Annotated in this window: 13 protein-coding genes; 8 read left to right on the top strand and 5 right to left on the bottom strand. The window is 73.4% G+C overall.

The annotated features are described in order from the left end of the window. Window positions 1-3: 3 nt before the first annotated feature. Genes WME90_RS12830 through xseA form a run of 3 tightly spaced genes read right to left on the bottom strand, consistent with a single transcriptional unit; the run spans window position 4 to window position 4,881 of the window. Window positions 4-2,193, bottom strand: a complete 2,190-nt coding sequence (locus WME90_RS12830; RefSeq protein WP_437281392.1) for an amylo-alpha-1,6-glucosidase — start codon at window positions 2,191-2,193, stop codon at window positions 4-6. Further along, the gene (locus WME90_RS12825; protein WP_437281391.1) at window positions 2,190-3,176 is read right to left on the bottom strand and encodes a shikimate dehydrogenase family protein; all 987 of its coding nucleotides are present in this window, start codon (window positions 3,174-3,176) and stop codon (window positions 2,190-2,192) included. The genes WME90_RS12830 and WME90_RS12825 overlap by 4 nt, the downstream gene beginning before the upstream one ends. Further along, the gene (gene xseA, locus WME90_RS12820; RefSeq protein ID WP_437281390.1) at window positions 3,163-4,881 is read right to left on the bottom strand and encodes an exodeoxyribonuclease VII large subunit; all 1,719 of its coding nucleotides are present in this window, start codon (window positions 4,879-4,881) and stop codon (window positions 3,163-3,165) included. Before xseA ends, WME90_RS12825 begins: the two co-directional genes overlap by 14 nt. Before the next feature lie 175 nt (window positions 4,882-5,056). On the opposite strand from xseA, the gene WME90_RS12815 reads away from it, so the two are divergent. The 4 genes from WME90_RS12815 (at window position 5,057) to WME90_RS12800 (ending at window position 8,926) form a co-directional block, all read left to right on the top strand. Next, the gene (locus WME90_RS12815; protein WP_437283602.1) at window positions 5,057-5,506 is read left to right on the top strand and encodes a biotin carboxylase N-terminal domain-containing protein; all 450 of its coding nucleotides are present in this window, start codon (window positions 5,057-5,059) and stop codon (window positions 5,504-5,506) included. A 343-nt stretch (window positions 5,507-5,849) separates the two neighbouring features. Then, window positions 5,850-7,007, top strand: coding sequence for an IMP dehydrogenase (locus WME90_RS12810; RefSeq protein ID WP_437281389.1), 1,158 nt, complete (start codon window positions 5,850-5,852; stop codon window positions 7,005-7,007). Between the two features lie 197 nt (window positions 7,008-7,204). Beyond that, a complete protein-coding gene (locus tag WME90_RS12805) occupies window positions 7,205-7,549 on the top strand; it encodes an SCP2 sterol-binding domain-containing protein (RefSeq protein ID WP_437281388.1) in 345 nt (114 codons plus the stop codon). A 189-nt stretch (window positions 7,550-7,738) separates the two neighbouring features. Further along, the gene (locus WME90_RS12800) at window positions 7,739-8,926 is read left to right on the top strand and encodes a CaiB/BaiF CoA transferase family protein (RefSeq protein ID WP_437281387.1); all 1,188 of its coding nucleotides are present in this window, start codon (window positions 7,739-7,741) and stop codon (window positions 8,924-8,926) included. A gap of 111 nt (window positions 8,927-9,037) precedes the next feature. On the opposite strand, the gene WME90_RS12795 is transcribed toward WME90_RS12800, so the two are convergent. Beyond that, window positions 9,038-10,573 (bottom strand): hypothetical protein, encoded by a 1,536-nt coding sequence (locus tag WME90_RS12795; RefSeq protein ID WP_437281386.1) that lies wholly within the window; start codon window positions 10,571-10,573, stop codon window positions 9,038-9,040. A gap of 190 nt (window positions 10,574-10,763) precedes the next feature. Between WME90_RS12795 and WME90_RS12790 the strand changes: the two genes are divergently transcribed. Continuing rightward, window positions 10,764-13,601, top strand: coding sequence for a serine/threonine-protein kinase (locus WME90_RS12790; protein WP_437281385.1), 2,838 nt, complete (start codon window positions 10,764-10,766; stop codon window positions 13,599-13,601). A gap of 10 nt (window positions 13,602-13,611) precedes the next feature. Next, window positions 13,612-14,691 carry a hypothetical protein gene (locus tag WME90_RS12785; RefSeq protein WP_437281384.1) on the top strand — a complete coding sequence of 360 codons (1,080 nt, stop codon included), beginning with the start codon at window positions 13,612-13,614 and terminating at the stop codon, window positions 14,689-14,691. Between the two features lie 36 nt (window positions 14,692-14,727). On the opposite strand, the gene WME90_RS12780 is transcribed toward WME90_RS12785, so the two are convergent. Continuing rightward, window positions 14,728-15,543, bottom strand: coding sequence for a uracil phosphoribosyltransferase (locus WME90_RS12780; RefSeq protein WP_437281383.1), 816 nt, complete (start codon window positions 15,541-15,543; stop codon window positions 14,728-14,730). Window positions 15,544-15,690: 147 nt separating this feature from the next. Between WME90_RS12780 and WME90_RS12775 the strand changes: the two genes are divergently transcribed. Then, a complete protein-coding gene (locus WME90_RS12775; protein WP_437281382.1) occupies window positions 15,691-16,275 on the top strand; it encodes an SMI1/KNR4 family protein in 585 nt (194 codons plus the stop codon). 57 nt (window positions 16,276-16,332) lie between these two features. Then, window positions 16,333-18,261: a protein kinase domain-containing protein gene (locus WME90_RS12770; protein WP_437281381.1), complete on the top strand. Its 1,929-nt coding sequence runs from the start codon at window positions 16,333-16,335 to the stop codon at window positions 18,259-18,261. Window positions 18,262-18,272 lie beyond the last annotated feature (11 nt).

The raw sequence follows: 18,272 nt of genomic DNA, 5'->3' as shown, positions 1-18,272 counted from the left end.
GGATCAGCGCGGCGGCGCGCCGGCGGGGCCGCCCGGCTCCGGCGCAGGGAGATCCCAGGCGATCATGCGCAGGAGCTCCGCCACGCTGAAGGCCTGCGCAAAGCAGCCGCCGGGGTGGTGCGGCGGCTCTCCGGAGGCGACCTCGGGCACCTGGCCGAGCGCGATCTCGTTCGCGGCCGTGGAGGCCGCGAGCCGGTGGAGCAGCGGGACGACGTGCTCGCCGAGCGTGGAGAAGCGCCGCGCGGCCCGCGCGTAGAACCCGAGCAGGAACGGCCAGGCCGTGCCCTGGTGGTAGGCGCTGTCGCGCGCGTCGGGGGCCCCCTGGTACCGGGGCACGTAGCCCGGATCGGCCGGCGAGAGCGTGCGCACGCCGGCGGGGGTCACGAGCTCCAGGCGCACCCGATCGAGCAGCGACGCGGCTCGCTCCGGCGTGAAGCAGGCGGGATCCACGGCGACGGCGATCAGCGCGTTGGCGCGGATCGACGCGTCACGGAACGCGCCTTCGCCCTGCGCGTGCTCCGAGATGACGTCGTAGGGGTAGCCGGTCTCCTCGCACCAGAAACGGGCGGCGAAGCCCCGGCGCGCCGCGCTCGCGGCCGCCTCCGCCCGCTCTGCGAGGCGGTCGTCGCCGGCGGCCCGCGCGAGGCGCGCGAGCGTCTCCGAGCCCTTCGCCCACAGCGCCGTGAGCTCGACGGGGCAGCCGGCGCGCGGGGTGATCGCGCGGCCCGCGACGCGCGCGTCCATCCACGTCAGCCCGTCGACGGCGCCCTCACCCTGGCGCCCGGCGGCGAAGAGGCCGTCGGCCGTGACGTGGATCCCGTTCCGGGTCCCGCGCACGGCGGCCTCGAAGGCGTCGCGGAGCGCGCCGAGCAGCTCGCCCGTGACGAACGGGTGTGTGTCGCCGACGGCGTCGGCGAGCAGGCGGGCCGCCTCGAACAGCCAGAGGGTCGCGTCGGCCGCGTGGAAGTCCGCGGGCTCGCCCGCGTCGGGGAGCCGGTTCGGCACGAGGCCGTCCTGCATGGCGTCGATCATCGCGCGGAGGACGCGGATCGCCGCCTCGGTCTTGCGCGGCACGAGGTAGAGGCCGGGCAGGGAGATGAGCGCGTCGCGGCCCCACACCTCGAACCAGGGGTAGCCCGCGATGATGCCGGGCCGCGGCGCCGCGTCGGCGCGGAACGCCTCGGCCGCGATGCAGAGCCGCCGCTCCAGGAGCGGACGCCGGGGCCCCGGATCCTCGGCGCGGATCGCCGCGCTCGCCGCCGCGAGCAGGTTCTCCGGCTCGTCCTCGGGCAGCGCGCCCACCGCCACGAGCAGGTGAACGGGCTCGGCGCCGATCACCGTCTCGAAGTGGCCCGGCGTCCAGAGATCCTCGAGGAAATCCAGGCCTCGATCCTGCTCGCCGAGGTACTCGAAGCGTCGCCACCAGTCCTGCGAGCCGACGAACGTACCCTGGTAACGGAAGCAGATCCGCGGCAGCGCGCGGTTCGGCTGCACCCGGACCTCGCCCATCACGGCGCGATCCCGCCCCGAGCCGGGCTCGCCGCGCGCCGCCCCGGCGCGCAGCTCGACCTTCTGGGAGATGCCGCCGTTCTCGCGGAGCAGCTGGTGCATGTGGCGGGCCGCGAGGAGCGGGCGCAGCGTCAGCATCACCGGATCCGCCCCGCTCCAGGCATAGCGGAGGACGGCCGCGTTCTCGCCGCGCACGAGGCCGAGCGTCACCTCGAGCTCGCCGCCCGGCACGGCGTAGGCCCAGCGCGGGAGCGGATCCTGATCGAAGCGCTCGAGGTAGAACGAGCTGCTCTCCGGATCGATGCCCGGGAACTGGTGCTTGGCGAGGTCCCACCGCGGCCACGAGGCCCGGCGCTCGGCCGGCGCGCCCTGCTGCCGGACCGGGCGGACGCTGACGTCGACGTGCGAGAGCATGACGTGCCGGCGCCGCGGAGGGTCGAGCGCCGCGACGAGCAGCCCGTGGTAGCGGCGGGTGTGCATGCCGGCGATCGTCGAGCTCGCATAGGCCCCCGCGCCGTTCGTGTGCAGCCACTCCTTGCGCGCGATCGAGAGCTGGCCGCGCACCTCGACGTGCGGCCACGGCGAGGCGTGCTCCAGCGCGGCGCCCTGCCCGCGGGACGCCGCGGGCGTGGACGACAGCGCGTCGTGGGTCGGAGAGTTCCGCCGAGATCCGTCCGAGCTCATCGATCGCCGGTGGCCTTCCTGAGCGAATCCTCGGCGGCGGCGCGCATCACCTCGACCGGCGCCGGAAGGCCCGTCCAGAGGGTGAACGACTGCGCCGCCTGGCCGACCAGCATCCCGAGCCCGCCCGCGGCGTGGAGGCCTCTCTCGCGCGCCATCCGGAGGAAGGGCGTCACCGGCGGGTTGTAGACGAGGTCGTAGAGGCACACGCTCGGCGAGAGCATGTCCCACGGGATGATCCCCGTGACCTCCTCCCCCGGCGGCCCCCCGAGCATCCCGGCGCTCGTGGCCTGGATGATCAGGTCGGCGGCGACGGTGAACTCGCTCCAGTTGAGCCGCAGCGCCACGGAGGACTTGCTGCTGATCGCCCTGTCGAGCGCGATCGGCCAGGGCGCGGTGAGCGCGCCGAGCTCGGACGCGCGCTGCCCCGCGGTCGACTCGAGCATCGCCTCGGTGCTGGTCCACGATCGGGTGGTCACGCTGATGAGGTGATAGCCGAGCATCTTGCACGCGGCGATCGCCGCGAACGCCGCGCCGCCCGCGCCGATGATCACCGCGCGCTGTCGCCGGCTCGTGAGCGCGCCGTACGACCGCTCCGGCTCGTCCCCGCCGGGCGAGGCGGATCCCAGGAGCAGCGCGAGCTCGTCGCGGAGCGCGACCACGTCGGTGTTGTACGCCGTCACGCGCCGCGCCTCCGTCGCGAAGAGGACGTTCGCGGCGCCGACGTCGACGGCGCTCGCGTCCACGTCGTCGACCATCGACATGATCGCGCGCTTGTGCGGGATCGTGACGTTCGCGCCCGCGATAAGGCCGCTCCGGATGTCGCTGACGAAGCGCGCGAGCTCCGCGCCGGTGGGCACGTCGAACGCGCTGTAGATGTGGGGCAGGTGGTGGGCCCGAAACGCGGCCGAGTGCATCGCCGGCGAGACCGAGTGGCCCACCGGGTGCCCGACCAGACCGAACATTCGCCGCTCAGCGTTCGACATGGTGCCTCTCCTCTGGGCCGGCCTCCGCTCCGCCCTGCCCCACCGAGACCTGGCCGGAGCCGCCCGCGCGACCGAGGGTCGGGGCGTGCTCCTCGTCGGCCGCGAAGCCGAGCCCGAGCTGCTCGCACGCGGGCGCGCCGGGCGCCGCCCTCTTGCGCCTCGTCGCGCGACCGGACGGAGCGCGCGGCCCGCCGCCCTGGCGCGCGGGCGCCGCCGCGGCCTGCGCCGGCGCCGCAGCCGGCGCGGGCGCGCTGCCCTCGACGAGCGGCTCGTCCGGACCGGCGGTGACGACGACCCGCGCGAGCAGCGCGCCGTGGTGCACGCGCACCGCGATCGGATCGCCAGGCGCGACCTCGCGGTGATCGCGGACCGCGCGCCCCGAGGCGTCCGTCGCGATGGCGTAGCCGCGCGCGAGCACGCGGAGCGGCGACATCGCCTCGAGCCGGGCCACGTCGCCCGCGAAGCCCTCCCGCAGGAGGGCGACGTGGCGGTGCGCGGCGGCGGCGAGGCGCACCGACAGCGGCCTGAGCGCCCCGCGGGCGCCGGCGAGCACCGCGCGCGGGTGGCGCGCGGCGAGCCGCCGCTCGAGGCGCTGGAGCGCGGCGCGGTCCTCGACGAGGATGCGCTCCATGCGGCGCCGGAGCCTCGCCATGGCGTCGTCGATCCGCTGCTGCGGCTCCGCCAGGATCTGCGCGGGCGAGCCGAGCCGGGCGCGCTGCCGGTCGAGGTCGGCCCGAGAGGCGCGGAGCCGGTGGGCGATCGCGCGGCGCATGCGGGCCTCGAGGTGCTCCAGCGCCGCGCGCCGCGCGGCCGCGTCCGCGACGAGCATCTCCGCAGCCTGCGAGGGCGTGGCGGCGCGCGCGTCGGCGGCGAGGTCGGTCAGCGCGACGTCGATCTCGTGCCCGACGGCGCTCACGATCGGCACGCGCGCGGACGCGACCTTCCGGACGACGATCTCCTCGTTGAACGCGCTGAGGTCGTCGGCGGAGCCGCCCCCGCGCCCCACGATGATCACCTCGATGCCCGGGAACTCCTCGAGCAGCGCGATCGCGCGCACGATCCGCTGCCCCGCGCCGGCGCCCTGCACCGGCGTGCGCGCGAGGATCAGCCGCGCCCCGCCGCGGCGGAACGCGACGGTCACGATGTCGTGGATCGCCGCGCCGTCGCCGCTCGTGACGACGCCGATGATCTGCGGATCGACGGGCAGCTTGCGCTTGCGCTCCGGCGCGAAGAGCCCCTCGGCCGCGAGCTTCTCCTTGAGACGGAAGAGCGCCTCGAGGAGCGCCCCGCGGCCGGCGAGGCGCGCGTCGTCCGCGCAGAACTGGAGCCGGCCGCGCGGCACGTAGACCGTGGCTCGGCCCGTGAGCACGACGCGCGCGCCGTCGGCGAGCAGCTTCCGCGCGCGCGGCGCCGCGGTCCTGTACATCACGCAGTCGATGGCCGCCTCTTCGCTCTCGTCCTTGAGCGTGAAGTACGCATGTCCGCTGCCCACGACGCGCAGCCCCGAGATCTCGCCCTCGACGCGCACGTCCGCGGTCGACCCCTCGAGGATCCGCTTCAGCCGTCGATCCAGCTCCGCGACCGAGACCACCTCCGGCTCGGCGCCCCGCTGGCGGCGCGAGGGCGGCGGGCTCGTGAGCTCGCGAGGCTCGGCGACGGGGAGGGCCGCGAACGAGAGCTCGGGCGGGATATCGCGGCGCTGCACAGGGCAGACGTACCCTTTTGCTCGGCCTGGGGAAAGACTCTCGGGGGCCTCATCCCGCGTCAGGCGAGCCCGCCGTCGGGCCCGCGGCGAAGCTCGGCGCGGAGCGGCAGAGCGACGGGCGGTTCGCCGAGGCGATTTCGTGTGAGGGGGTCGGCTCTCGCTCCGCAAGGTCCTCATCGCCGACCACGGCGAGATCGCCGGCCGGATCCTCCGATCGCCGTGTGCGGCCGACATCCAGGGCGTCGCCATCGACAGCGCCGTGGATCGCGGCAGCTTCCATGTCCGCCTCGCGGACGAGTCGTACGCCATCGGCCCCGCGCCTGCTGCGGAGAGCCACCTCTGCGTCGGTCGGATCCTCGACGTCGCCAGGCATTCCGGGGCGGACGCTATCCATCCAGGGACGGCTTCTTCTCGGAATACGCCGAGTTCGCGGAGGCCTGCGAGCGGGCGGGCATCGCCGCGTCGAACGATCCTCCGGCCGCGCCATGTCGAGCTCCAGATGCCGATCGAGAGGGCAACCTCGTGCATCTCGATGGGCGCGACGTCTCGACTCCGCTGCGCCAAAAGGTGGTCAGGAGTCGCCTTGTCCGACAGCCAGCCCCGAGCTGGTGCAGCGCACGAGTGAGCGCGCCGTGCACGGCGCGTTCAGGGTCGGCAGGCGCTCGATGGGCACGCTCGAGCTCCTCCTCGCCGAGGACGGGGCGTTTTGCTCCTTGGAGACGAGCACGAAGCTCCATCACCGAGTGGACGACCGGCGTCGACCTCGTCGCCGTGGCGCCACGCAACGTGACACGTCGCAGCGCCCGCTGTTCACGACCTGCCGGGGACGTCCTCGGCGGGTCACGGCGGATCACAGCGGATCACAAAAACAGCGCGCCTCCCTACGCAGCGCGTCGTCCAAAGTCCCCCTCGCTCCGGCGTCGGTCAATGCTATTCTACCGCCAACTTTCGGCCGGGGTGGAGGTGCGATGGGACGCGAGGCGAAGGGCCAAAAGGACCCGCTGGGGTCCGTCGCCACGCTCCCGCCGATCGAGGCCCGAGCCCACGAGCCTCCGCCTGCGACAGGCAGGGCGACCGCGCAGCGCGCGGGCGAGCCGGCGAGCGATGCCGCCGTGACGCCTTCCCCGGGGACGCGGTGGTTCGACGCGACCGCTCCCGACGTGACGCCGGCGGGGGGCATGGACGCTCGGCGGCGCTGGGCGATCCCGCTCTTCCTGGCCGCGCTGGTGCTGGTCGTCACCGCGCGCAGCCTGATGCTCCGTGCGTTGCTGCCGGTCGCCCTCGTGACGGCGGCGGTCGCGCTGCTCGCGCGGGGTCGGCGGCACCTCCAGCCCCCGCCGCAGGTGAGCCGGCGCGGGCTGAGCCTCGAGGGCGATCAGCTGCTCCTGCGAGGCCAGGGCAGCGCCGCGCAGCACGTGCTGCTCGCGACCCGCGAGCGGTTCGGCGTCACCCTCCTCGCCACGCCGCGCCGGGATCGCATCGTCGCCCTGCTCAGCTCCAGCGCCGGGATGTCCTCCATCGGGGCCTGCTTCGACGGCCCCTCGCGACGCACCTTCGCCGCGCTGCTCGACCGCGCGTCCGTCGTCGGCTCCGACGAGGTCGGGCTCGAGGCGATCGGCCCGGACGGCGATCCGATCTCGCTCAGCCCGGCGGCGCTCGCGGCGCTCCTCGAGGAGCTCACGCTGCGCTCTCCTGGGTGCCTCGATCGGTTCCTCCTGACCGACGCGCGCGGAGCGGCCCTTGGCCTCGACAGCCGGGAGCTCCGCGCTGGCGGCCGCGTCTTCGATCTGACGGCGCCGCTCGAGTGGCGCGCGTTCGTGTTCCAGGAGGCGCTCGGGCAGGCCATCGCGGTGTACCAGGGGACGTGGGTACGCCAGGGCACGAACGAGCTCTCCCTCGTCTGCCTGCTCCCCGCGATGACGCCGGCGATCGACGGGCTGGGAGCATCGCTCGGCCCGCTCGATCGCGGAGCGCTCCGCGACCTCCGGCTGATGCAGGGCATACCGGAGAGCCCGCCGCCCGCCGATCAGCGCGTCGCCATCGATCGCCTGCTGATGGTCCCGATCCGATCCGCGCTGGACAAGGCGCCCCGACCCGCCGCGCAGGCGCCGCGCGCACGTGCATGACGTGTGAACCGTGAACGACACGCCAGGGTTTGTCCTGATGGGTCGACGACACAGCGAGCCAGGGCTGTCCTAACGGAGCGACGAGACATCGCGCGCGTCTGGCTTCGCTTGACTCCCGCGCGCGGGCACGGGTAAACCGCGCCAGGTATCCAGGCGATTCGAGTCACCACGTCCCACAGGACACCCGGAGGCGATCCATGGCCGTCGATATCCAGAAACTGTTCAACGAGGAGCTGCCCGCTGCGCTGGTGAAGCATTCCGAGGCGGCCAAGCAGATCGGCGGGAAGTACCAGATCAACGTGACGGGCGAGGGCGGCGGCGAGTGGTTGATCGACCTGTCCGGCGGCGTGCCCAGCATCACCTCGGGCAACCCCGGCAACGCGGATGTCACGATCTCGCTCACCAGCGAGGATTTCCAGAAGCTGCACGAGAACCCGCAGGCCAACTCGATGCAGCTCTTCTTCGCGGGCAAGCTGAAGGTCACGGGCAACCAGATGCTCGCGATGAAGCTCCCGAAGCTGTTCCAGCTCAGCGCGGGCTGATCCGGGCGCCGGCATAGATCCGGCGACCCCACCTGCGCCGCCGCGCGCGGTGACGGGTCGCTTGTGGATCGCAGCCCTTGCGTCCGCCCAGCCGACCTCGGTGCCTTCTGCGCGCGGGGCGCCCTTCGCGCATCATTCCTCGATCTCTCGATCCCTCGACGAACCTCGCGCAACGACAGGGAGGCAGCCGTGCGCCCGCTCACCGACACGCGCATCCTCGATCTTTCGAGGCTCTTGCCGGGCCCCTTCGCGACCCTCGTGCTCGCGGATCTCGGCGCGACGGTGGACAGGCTCGAGGACGTCGCCGGCGGGGACCCCCTGCGTCACCTCCCCCCGCAGATCGCCGGAGAATCTGCCGCTTTCCAGCTTCTGAACCGCGGCAAGCGCAGCGCCCAGCTCGATCTGAAGACGCCTGAGGGGCGCGACGCCTTCCGCCGGCTCGTCGCGAGCTACGACGTGCTCTTCGAGCAGTTCCGCCCAGGGGTGCTCGATCGGCTCGGGCTCGGTCACGAGGCGCTGCGCGCGGACAACCCGCGGCTCATCATCTGCGCGCTGACCGGCTACGGGCAGACGGGCCCTCTGGCGGCGCGCGCGGGGCACGATCTGAACTACGTCGCGCGCGCTGGGGTCCTCGGCGCGCAGGGGCCCGCCGAGGGGCCGCCGCAGGTGCCGGGCTTCCAGGTGGCCGACGTGAGCGGCGGGATGTGGTGCGTGATCGCCATCCTCTCCGCGCTGCGCGAGCGGGAGCGGACCGGGCGCGGCGCGGTGCTCGACATCGCGATGACCGACGGCGTGCTCGGCTTCGCCCTTCCCACGCTCGCCGCCGCGCTCGCGAGCGGCGGAGGAGCGGCCGTGGAGCCGGCCCCCGCGGCGGGCGGGGAGCTGCTCACCGGCGGGCTCGCGCCGTACAACACGTACCTGTCGAAGGACGGGCACGCGATGTCCCTCGCCGCGCTGGAGCCGAAGTTCTGGGCTGCGTTCTGCGAAGGCGTCGGGCTCGACCCCGACCCGAGCGCGCTCGTCCCCGGGCCGCACCAAGCCGAGCTCAAGCGCAAGCTGGCGGCCGTCGTTCTGGAGAGGACGCGCGCCGAGTGGGAAGCCCTCGCCGCCGAGCGCGACTGCTGCCTCGAGCCGGTCCTCGATCCGCGGAGCGCCGCGGCGGATCCTCACCTCGCCTCGCGCGGCCTCCTGTTCGAGATCGCCTCGCCGCGAGGTCTGATCCCCCAGCTCAGGACGCCGGTCACGCCGGCTGGCGTCGCGTTCGCGCCGGCACCCCGCGCCGGCGAGCACACGCGCGCCGTGCTCCGCGGCGCTGGCTTCTCGGAAGAGGACATCGACGCGTTGATCCGCGCTGGCGCGGCGCGCGAGGCGCGCTGAGTCGCGCCGTTCGCCCGACGCGCCTCGCCCGGGTTGCACGCGCAGCGCGGAGCGCCGAAGGCTCACGTGCGGCGCGCCGACAGCGGCGCCCGACGCTCCTCCTTCTTCGCGTCAGATCTTCTTCAGCTCGTCGACGAACTCCCAGTCGGCGATGAGGTGCTTCTTGAGCAGCAGCGACAGGAGCGCGGCGAACATCGCCTCCCAGCGCACGTTGTTGCCGAGGATCTCGCTCGCGTCCGCGCCGTGCGAGACCGCGCGCAGCGCGGAGACGAGATCGCGCGCGGTGAGGCCCGAATCGTCCGCCGTAGGCGGAGGAGGCGGATCGGACTGCGCGACGGCCCGGGGGGACGGCGCTGCTGCCCGCGGCTGCTGCGGCTGCGGCTGCGGCTGCTGCTGCTGCTGGGATTTGCTCCCGCGCGCGGGGAGCGTGATGGTCGTCCCGTCGAGGAGGGTGAGCGAGACCATCCGCCGGCGACCGCGGCCTTGCGGCGCGGGGATGTTACGCACCTCGCGCTCGCTCGGGGGCTCGTCGCCGTAGTCGGGCACGCTCTCCGGGACGGTGCGCGCCGCAGCGCTGGCGCGTCCGAGCACGGCACCGAGGAGGGCCGCGGCCGGCGTGCTCGAGGTGGGCGCCACGTCCGTGCTCGACGCCGCCTCACCGGCGGACGTCGTGACAGGCCCCGGCGCGGAGCTCGGGCGCAGCGTCTTCCGGCGCTCCGGCTGCGCCGCCTGCGCGGGCTGCGCCTGCGCGGCTTGCGCGGGCTGCGCGGCTTGCGCGGGCTGCGCCGCTCGCGCTGCCTGCGCCGCCGCGAGCAGCTCGGGCGTCGGCGCGACCTTCAACGTCGGCCGCGAGCGCTCGTCCTGGCGGCCGCGGATCTCACGCTCCTCGGGGCGGCCGCGGATCTGCCGCTCCTCCGGGGAGCTGCGGACCTCCCGCGCCGCGGCGCGAGGCGGCTCCCACGCCAGCTCGTCGTCCACGACGCCCACGTCCGAGGGGTCGACGTCGGAGGTCTCGATCGCCGGCCCCGCATCCTCGGCCAGCTGCGCCCCGGATCGCATGGCAGGCCTGGTGAGCAGCAAGGGCTCCGGCGTCGACGGCGTGGGCGACGCCTCCTCCGCGGGGCGCGTGGTCTCGGGCCCTCTGGCGAGTTCGGACGAAGGCGGCGGGTCGACCGGGCGCGCCCGCGACTGCGGCTCGCTCACCTGGGCCCGCTGCGCGGGCGCGGGCGGCGGCGCCGAGCGGGCGCGGGCCCCGTAGTAGACCCGGATCGCGTTCCGGATGTCGCTCGGCGGAGCGATCATCGCGCGCACGGGCAGGCCGGAGAACGCCATGCACTCCTTCATGCCGTCCTCGTTCGTCGGATCGTCCATCGCGACGTAGAGCGTCTCGCCCTGGTTGCGGACGTGGCGCACGTAGATCGGGACGAGGCAGTATCGCTCGGCCACGTCGTGGGGGACGAGGTTGAGCAGCTGCCGCGAGAACTCGATGTGCAGCAGCGACACCCAGGGAACAGCGAGCTGGTGCGACAGGATCTGCGTCAGCTGGGTTTCGTTGATGAGACCTTGCTCAACAAGGAGCGTCCCCAGCCTCCGGCCATCCGTGCGCTGCTGCTCCAGGGTCCTCTCGAGGGCGTCCTGGGTGATCATCCGCGCGTCGACCAGGAGCTGACCGAGACGTAGGCGAGGCGTAACCATCGCGCCCGAGGTTACCCCAAGAAGGATCCAGGACCTAACAGACGGCTGGACGAGCCCCCCCGCCCCCTCCAGACGGCGCCGCCCGCGGGCCGAGGGAGACCTCGACTCCAATCGTTATCCCGAACGTGGTAAGGTCCCGCGCGTGTCCACAGTGGTCTGCCCGCAATGCGCGAATCCGTGCGAGCAGGCGCACAAATTCTGCCCGGTGTGCGGCTTCCCGATCTCGGAGTTCAACCGGACGTCCGACGATCCGCTGATCGGGACGACGCTCCCGGGCAACTACGTGATCCTGGAGCTCGTCGGGGTGGGCGGCATGGGGCGCGTGTACAGGGCCGAGCAGAAGGCCCTGGGGCGCACCGTGGCCGTCAAGATCATCCATCCCCACCTGCTCGGCGACGAGAGCGCGTCGGTCCGGTTCATCACCGAGGCGCGCGCCGCGAGCCGCCTCAACCATCCGAACTCGGTCGGGGTCATCGACTTCGGTAAGAACGGCGGGCAGCTCTACCTCGTCATGGAGTTCCTGCGCGGGCGCGACCTCGCCCGCGTCGTCTACGAGGACGGCCCGCTCCCCTTCCGCCGCATCGTCGACATCCTCTGCCAGGTGCTCGCGGCGCTCGCCGAGGCGCACCACCTCGGCATCATCCACCGCGATCTCAAGCCCGAGAACATCGTGCTCGAGCCGATGCGCTCGGGCGGCGACTTCGTGAAGGTCGTCGATTTCGGCCTCGCGAAGCTGAAGGGGGAGGTCGCGACGACGAACATCACGAGCCCCGGCATCGTCTGCGGGACCCCGGACTACATGGCCCCGGAGCAGGGGCGCGGCGATCCGATCGACGCGCGGAGCGACCTCTACGCGTGCGGCGTCATCCTGTTCCAGCTGCTGACCGGCCGGCTCCCCTTCGAGGCGGAGTCGCCGACGCAGGTGGTGCTGATGCACCTCTCCTTGCCGCCGCCCGATCCCGCGCTTCTCGCGCCGGAGCGCGAGATCCCCGAGCCGCTCGTCGAGGTCACGCTGCGGGCGCTCGAGAAGGACGCCGCCCGGCGCTACCAGTCCGCGGACGAGTTCGCGGCGGCGCTGCGCGCTGCGGTCGGGACGTTCGACACCCCCTCGGGCCGCTTCTCTTTCTCCGACGCGACGGTCATCTGCGGCTCGTGCCGCGCCATCGTGCCGCGCGGCCAGAAGTTCTGCGGCGAGTGCGGCGCCAGGATCGCCCAGGCGCACTCGCCAGCTCCTGCGCCGCGCGCGGCGCCTCAGGCCGCGCGGCGCGATCGCGCGCCCTCGGCGCCGCCGCTCCCGCTCCCGTTCGCGGCGCGCGAGGAGGATCTCGCGTGGCTCGACGGCTGCCTCGCCGACGTCGAGGGCTCGGTCGTCGCCGCGCGCATCGTCGGCGAGCACGGCGTCGGCAAGACCCGGCTCCTCCGCGAGTTCCTCGACGTCGCCGCGAGCCGGGGCGACATCGTCATCCAGACCGGCCCGGACCCGTGGGGCGCAGAGGTCGGCTACTACGCGCTCCGCTGGGCGATCGCCGGGCTCGCCGAGCTCCCGCCCGACGGCGGCAACGCGTCGAACTGGAGCGGCGCGACGCCGGAGGCGCGGCGCGGGCTGCTCGAGATCTTCGGCAAGGGCGACCGCGGGAGCGACGTGCGCCGGCACGCCTGGAACAAGCCCACGGCGGGGGGCCTGTCGCCCGACGACCGCCGCTTCATCGCCGCCGAGGCCCTGCGCTGGGCGCTCTCCCGCGCGCAGCAGACCGCCTTCCCTCATCGGGTCCTGCTCGCGATCGACGACCTGCACGCCGTCGACGGCGCGAGCCGGAACGCGTTCGCCGACGTGATCGCGGAGCCGCCGCTCGCGGCGCTGCTCATCGTCGCCAGCCACACGCCAGGCTTCGATCCCGATTGGGGCGGGTCCGTGCGCGCGCTGGGCGGATTGCCGAAGGACATCGCGCTCTCGCTCCTCCGCAGCAGCGTGGGCCTGGATCACCGGGCCGCCCGCAAGACGCCACCGAGCATGGGCGGCCTGCGGCTGTCGCCGCGGCGCGACCCGCCGGAGGGCGCCGCCGATCAAACCCCGCTGGCCCTGCCGCCGAGCGCGTCGACCCCGGCCGTCCTCGGCGGCGAGGCCGCCACGGTGCCGCCGCTCTACATCGACCAGCTGGTCCGCTACACGCTCGAGGGCGGCAGCGATCCGCCCGCGCGGATGGCCGACCTCGTCGCCGCGCGCATCGAGCGGCTGCAGCAGGACGCGCGCCGCACGCTGCAGGCGCTCGCCGTCATCGGCGACGCGGCGGACCGAGCCACGCTGCAGCGCCTGCTCCCGGACATCCGCGCCTTCGACGATCTGCTCGGCAAGCTCGCGGCGGCGGGCATGATCGAGGAGCACTCGAGCGGCATCCGCACGGCGCACCCGCTGCTCCGCGACGTGACGCTGGCGACGATCCCGGCCGGCGTCCGGCGTGATCTGCACGCCAAGGCGACGTTCGACAGCGCGGGCGACCCGCTCGCGCTGCCGCTCGAGGTGCAGGCGATTCACGCCTACCACGCGCAGAACGCGTTCGTCGCGCTGATGCTGCTCGAGCAGGCGGCGGACCGCTCCGCCGCGCGCGGGGACAGCGCCGGCAGCGTGCTCGCGCTGCGCCGCGGCCTCGATCTGGCGCGGAGGGAGATCTTCCGCGGCGAGCTCGACGATCCGGTGCGCGCGGTCCTGATCTTCAGCCGGAAGCTCGGCGAGGCGCTCGCGCGCGCCGGCGATCTGACCGACGCCGACGGCGTGCTGCGCGAGGCGCTCGACCTCGCCGGCCCAGGCGGGCCCGATCGCGCGCTCGTCCTGGGCGCGCTGGCGCACGTGGCGCACCAGCGCGATCGCACGAGCGAGGCGTCGATGTACCTCCGAGAGGCGATGGACCTCGCGCGGCAGGGCGCCGACAGCGACGTGGTCCAGTCGCTCGACAAGATGCGGCGCGAATGGATGGCGCGCTGAGCGAGAGACGGTGAACGACGAGGAACGATCGCGGGGGACCCGGTTACCGGCGAGCGCTGCGGCGCCGCCGGCGCGCGCGCCGTTCATCGCGCGGTGGGACCTCGACAAGACCTACCTCAGGACCGACTTCGACACGCTGCGCGACCTCGTGCGGACCGCGATCGAGCGGCCGGATCAGAAGCGCACCGTGCCGGGCGCCGGGTCGCTCTTGCGCGAGCTCGGCCGCGCGGGCGTCGAGACCCACATCCTCTCGGGGAGCCCGGAGCAGCTCCGCTCCCGCATCGAGCAGAAGCTGCGGCTCGACGGCGCGCGCTGGGCGTCGCTCACGCTGAAGCCCAACCTTCAGAACATCCTCCGGCTGCGCTTCCGCGCGCTGCGAGGGCAGCTCGGCTACAAGCTGCCCGCGCTGCTCCAGCGGCGCTGCGAGCTCGCGGATCAGCGCGATCCGAGCGGCGCGCTGATCCGCGAGGTGCTCCTCGGGGACGACGCGGAGGCCGACGCGTTCGTCTACTCGCTGTACGCGGACGTCTGCGAGGGGCGGGTCACCCCGCTGGAGCTCGGCGAGGTGATGCGGCTCGGGCACGCCTACGACGACACCATCCTCGATGCGATCCGGTTCGCGAGCTACGTCGAGAAGGGCCCCGTCGTCGAGCGCATCCTGATCCACCTCGACCGGCAGTCTTCGCCCTCGGATTTCCGGATCTTCGGCGACCGGGTCGTCCCCTTCTACAATTACTTGCAGGCGGCCTTCGTGCTCCACGAGGACGACCGGATCGCGGCGCACGCCGTGCTCCGCGTCGCGCAGTCGCTGGTCGTCGCCCACAACTTCGACAGCGTCGCGCTCGCTCGCAGCTACGTCGACCTGTCGCGCCGCGGGCACGTCTCCGGCAAGGGCATCGCCTCGCTCGAGGCCGCCTACGGCGAGCTCGCGCAGCGCAGGGCCGCCGGCGCGAGCGATCTCGGCGCGATGGTCGCCGAGCTCACGCGGCTCTGCAGCGATCTGCGCCCCGCCGTGAGCCGGCCGCACGCGGAGATCGACTACCGCGCGCTCGCCGCCGGCCACAACCGCCGCTCGAAGCGCGGCCGCTGACGACCCGCGTCGGCGCGGCGCAGCGACGCCTCGCGCTCACAGCCAGGCGTTGTTGAGGATCTCGCCGACGCCGCCGGCGCCAGGGACGATGTACTGGATGCCGTTCAGGCCGCGCTCCTCGTCCCAGTGCGTCCCTGGCTCGGTCTTGAGGACGCGCGTCGGCGAGAGGCCGCGATCGAGCCGGAGCGCGTAGATGATCGCGTCCGGGTGGGCCTCGGTGACGCGGCGGATGTACTCGGGCGTGACGATGAGGTGCATGGCGATGCACTTGGCCGGCCGCCCCTCGAGCGCGGTCTTGTAATAGGTCATGGCGCTGACCATGGACGAGCCCGTCGCGCCCATCGGATCGGGGAAGAGCACATGGCGCCCCTCGACGTCACGACCGATCTTGGCATCGTGCCAGGTCGCGCCGACGACCTCGCCCTGCTCGTTCGTCTGCCGGCTCATGAACAGGTGATCTTGCCGGACCAGGGCGGGGTCGAGGACCTCGTTCAAGAGCTCGTAGACGACCTGGGAGGGCATCGTCCCGGCGCGCGCGATGCCCACGGTGACGGCCTTTGTCGCGCGCGAAAGCGCGGTGCCGCGATAGACGGCCTCGGGGTGGGAGGAGATCATCCGGGTCGGGACGTCGACGCGCGCGCGCCCCAGCTCGGCGGCGAGGACGGCGCGCGCCAGGTTCTGGTAGAGAACCCCGACGAGACGCCCGACGTCGGGCTGGACCGTCTCCGGGGAGCAGGCTCGAGCCAGCAGAGTCCATGCGAGCGGATCATCGAGCAGGTGCACGCCCGGACCGTACCGGTGGGCGATTTCGGGGGGCCGGAATCGACTCTCAGCGTACGCAACGTCGACCATCGTTTTTCTGTTACACTACCTGGCCCGGCGCGGGGTATTCCTCCGGGTGCGCGCCGGCGCTCTCCCCGGGCGCAAAGTGGTCTCGAAGCGATGAGGGCGCCCGCCCAGCGGGCTGTCCCGGTGGACTTGCAAAGGAAGGGATGTTCGGTGGATAGCGACCTTGCCGAGTCGGTTACGGCGCTCAAGGATGCCTTTGTCCGAAGAGGCATCCCTGCGAGGTTCGGAAAGGCGGCTCCTGCGGCGGTGGAAGAGCTGCGCAAGACGCTGCGGGTGCCGGCCAGGTACCGCGCTTTCCTGCAGGAGGCCGACCCGCTCGATGTCGAGACGGTGACTCCGGTCGAGCGTGTACGCCTCATCCCCTCCGAGAAGCTCGCGGCCGAGCAGCAAGCGAACGGCGGCGACAGCTCCCTCCCAGGCTGGCGCAAGAGCTGGATCCTCATCGCGCGCAGCGCCCTGCTGGGAGATCCCTACTTCCTCGACATCTCGAAGCTCGATGCCGAGGGGGACTGCCCCGTGTTCACCTGCATGACGGGGACCGAGACGCTCAAGCCCGAGCTCTGTGCGTCGAGCTTCCAGCAGTTCCTGCGCATCCTCGCCACCTCGATGGAGGTCGCGTCCGGCTTCGGAGAGAGCGGCCTCGACGACGACGACGAGGCCATCTTCCGCGAGGCGCTCGCGCCGAAGATCAAGACCATCGACTCCGCGGCGCTCCGCGCGGGTCACTGGACCTGACGTAGCGTCCACGGCGCGCTGCTCGTCAGGCGCGCCGTGGATCGAGCCGACCCCGCCATGGCCAGGTGCCTCGTCTGCAACGCGGAGAACCCGGGCTCCGCCCGGTTCTGTGTGGCGTGCGGCGCGTCGCTGGCCCTGAAGGAGCCCAGCGTCGGCGCGGCAGCCTCGGCGCCTGCTGCGCCCGGCCCACGGACGACCGTGCCTGGGCAGCCGCTGCTGGGCGCGCTGCTGCCCGAGGATCCGGCGCAGCGGGCCAGCTTGTCGGCCCGCGCGGCCGGCGGCGCGAACGGGCCCGCGGTGAACGTCGGCGCGCCGAACGTCGTCCCGGCGCCGCTGGCGGGCTCGCTGCCGCGGCGCGCGGGCGGTCACCTGCCGGCGGGGACGCTCGTCGATCAGAAGTACGTGGTCGAGCGGGTGCTCGGCGAGGGCGGCATGGGGGTCGTCTACCTCGCTCGGGACGTCCACACCGGCCTGCACGTGGTGCTGAAGGCGGTGCGCCAGGAGCTCGGGCACCGGCCCGACGTGCGCGCGCGGACGCTCGCCGAGGGCCGCGCGCTGGCGCAGATCGATCACCCGAACGTCGTCCACCTGAAGGCGGTGGTCGCGGAGCGAGACGACCTCTGGCTCGTCATGCAGTACATCGACGGGGAGAGCCTGGAGCAGGCGCTCGCCAGGTACGCCGAGGAGCGGCGGCTGATGCCCCTGCCCGAGGCGCTCTCGATCTTCCGGCAGATCGCCTCCGGCATCGCGGCAGCGCACCGCGAGGGGGTGATCCACCGCGATCTCAAGCCGGCGAACGTGCTCATCCGCAAGAAGGACGGTGTCGCGAAGGTCACCGACTTCGGTATTGCCAAGGCCGAGGCGGACGCGCTCGCAGGGCGCGGGCTGACCAAGGGGATCATCGGATCGCTCTATTACATGTCGCCGGAGCAGGTCCTCGGCCGCCGTGAGCTCGACAAGCGGGTGGACATCTACGCGCTGGGCGTCGTGCTCTACGAGATGCTGGTGGGCCGCGTGCCCTTCGACGCCGAGAGCGACATCGAGATCATGCGGCAGCACGCGGAGGAGCCGCTCCCCCGGGTCAGCGCCGTGCGACACGATGTCCCGCCGGCGCTCGACGCGTTCCTTCAGAAGGCGTGCGCCAAGGACAGGGCGGATCGCTTCGCCAGCTGCGAGGAGATGGTCGCGGCGCTCGACGCGATCGCTCACCCTGCGCCGGCCGCGACCTCGGCGCCGCTCGGCGTGTCGAGCCGCCCGCCGCCCGCGGCCACGACGGTCGACGAGGTCCGCGAGGGGGCGCGATCGCCGTCGGGCGCGGCGCCGGCGAGCGGGCCTTCGGGGTCGCAGCGCGCGCGCGGCTCGTGGCTCGCGATCGGCGCCGGGGCCCTCGTGATGTTCGGCGGGGCCGCCGCGCTGCTCGGTCTGGGCGTGCTCGACAGGCCGCACGGCGGCCGCCGGCGGGTGACCTCGCAGGGCGAGCGCCCGGCGGCCAGCGCGAGCAGCCCCGCCCCGGCGGCCAGCGCGGCCGATCCGCAGCCGTCGCCGCTCGCCGGTCTGACCGGCCTCTGGGTCGGCAACGGGCGCGAACTCGAGGCCGTCCTCGCCGGCGAGTCGCTCGAGTTCCGGGTCCGCCGCCCGGAGCAGTTCGCGCCGCAGGACTATGCCGAGGGCGAGGCCCGCTTCTCGCTGCGGGAAATCGCTGGAGAGACCGGGGTGTTCGCCGTCGAGGATCGTCTCCGCTTCATCGCCCCCGAGTCGCGCAAGTTCGATCCGGCCCGCTCGCGCGGCACCTGCCAGGACGTCCGCAGCGCGGTGGAGGGCCGCCCCCTGCGCGCGACCTACGACGGGGCTCGCCTGAGCGTCGAGTTCGCGAAGATCGAGCCCTCCGCGAGCAACTTCGTGGTGGAGCGCGGCAAGGTCGTCAGCTGCGTCGGCCTCAGCGCCCTCCCCGCCACGCGCGTCGTGAGCACGCTGTCGCGTTTGTAACGCGGCACGCC

Origin of the sequence: Sorangium sp. So ce375 (genome assembly GCF_051473855.1) — a bacterium.
GTDB lineage: Bacteria > Myxococcota_A > Polyangia > Polyangiales > Polyangiaceae > Sorangium.
This window is presented reverse-complemented; position numbering and strand designations above follow the sequence as displayed.

Excerpts from the sequence above, each read along its gene's own strand:
- WME90_RS12830 (WP_437281392.1), bottom strand. The coding sequence starts at position 2,193 with ATGAGCTCGGACGGATCTCGGCGGAACTCTCCGACCCACGACGCGCTG.
- WME90_RS12825 (WP_437281391.1), bottom strand. The coding sequence starts at position 3,176 with ATGTCGAACGCTGAGCGGCGAATGTTCGGTCTGGTCGGGCACCCGGTG.
- WME90_RS12810 (WP_437281389.1), top strand. The coding sequence starts at position 5,850 with ATGGGACGCGAGGCGAAGGGCCAAAAGGACCCGCTGGGGTCCGTCGCC.
- WME90_RS12805 (WP_437281388.1), top strand. The coding sequence starts at position 7,205 with ATGGCCGTCGATATCCAGAAACTGTTCAACGAGGAGCTGCCCGCTGCG.
- WME90_RS12795 (WP_437281386.1), bottom strand. The coding sequence starts at position 10,573 with ATGATCACCCAGGACGCCCTCGAGAGGACCCTGGAGCAGCAGCGCACG.
- WME90_RS12780 (WP_437281383.1), bottom strand. The coding sequence starts at position 15,543 with ATGGTCGACGTTGCGTACGCTGAGAGTCGATTCCGGCCCCCCGAAATC.
- WME90_RS12770 (WP_437281381.1), top strand. The coding sequence starts at position 16,333 with ATGGCCAGGTGCCTCGTCTGCAACGCGGAGAACCCGGGCTCCGCCCGG.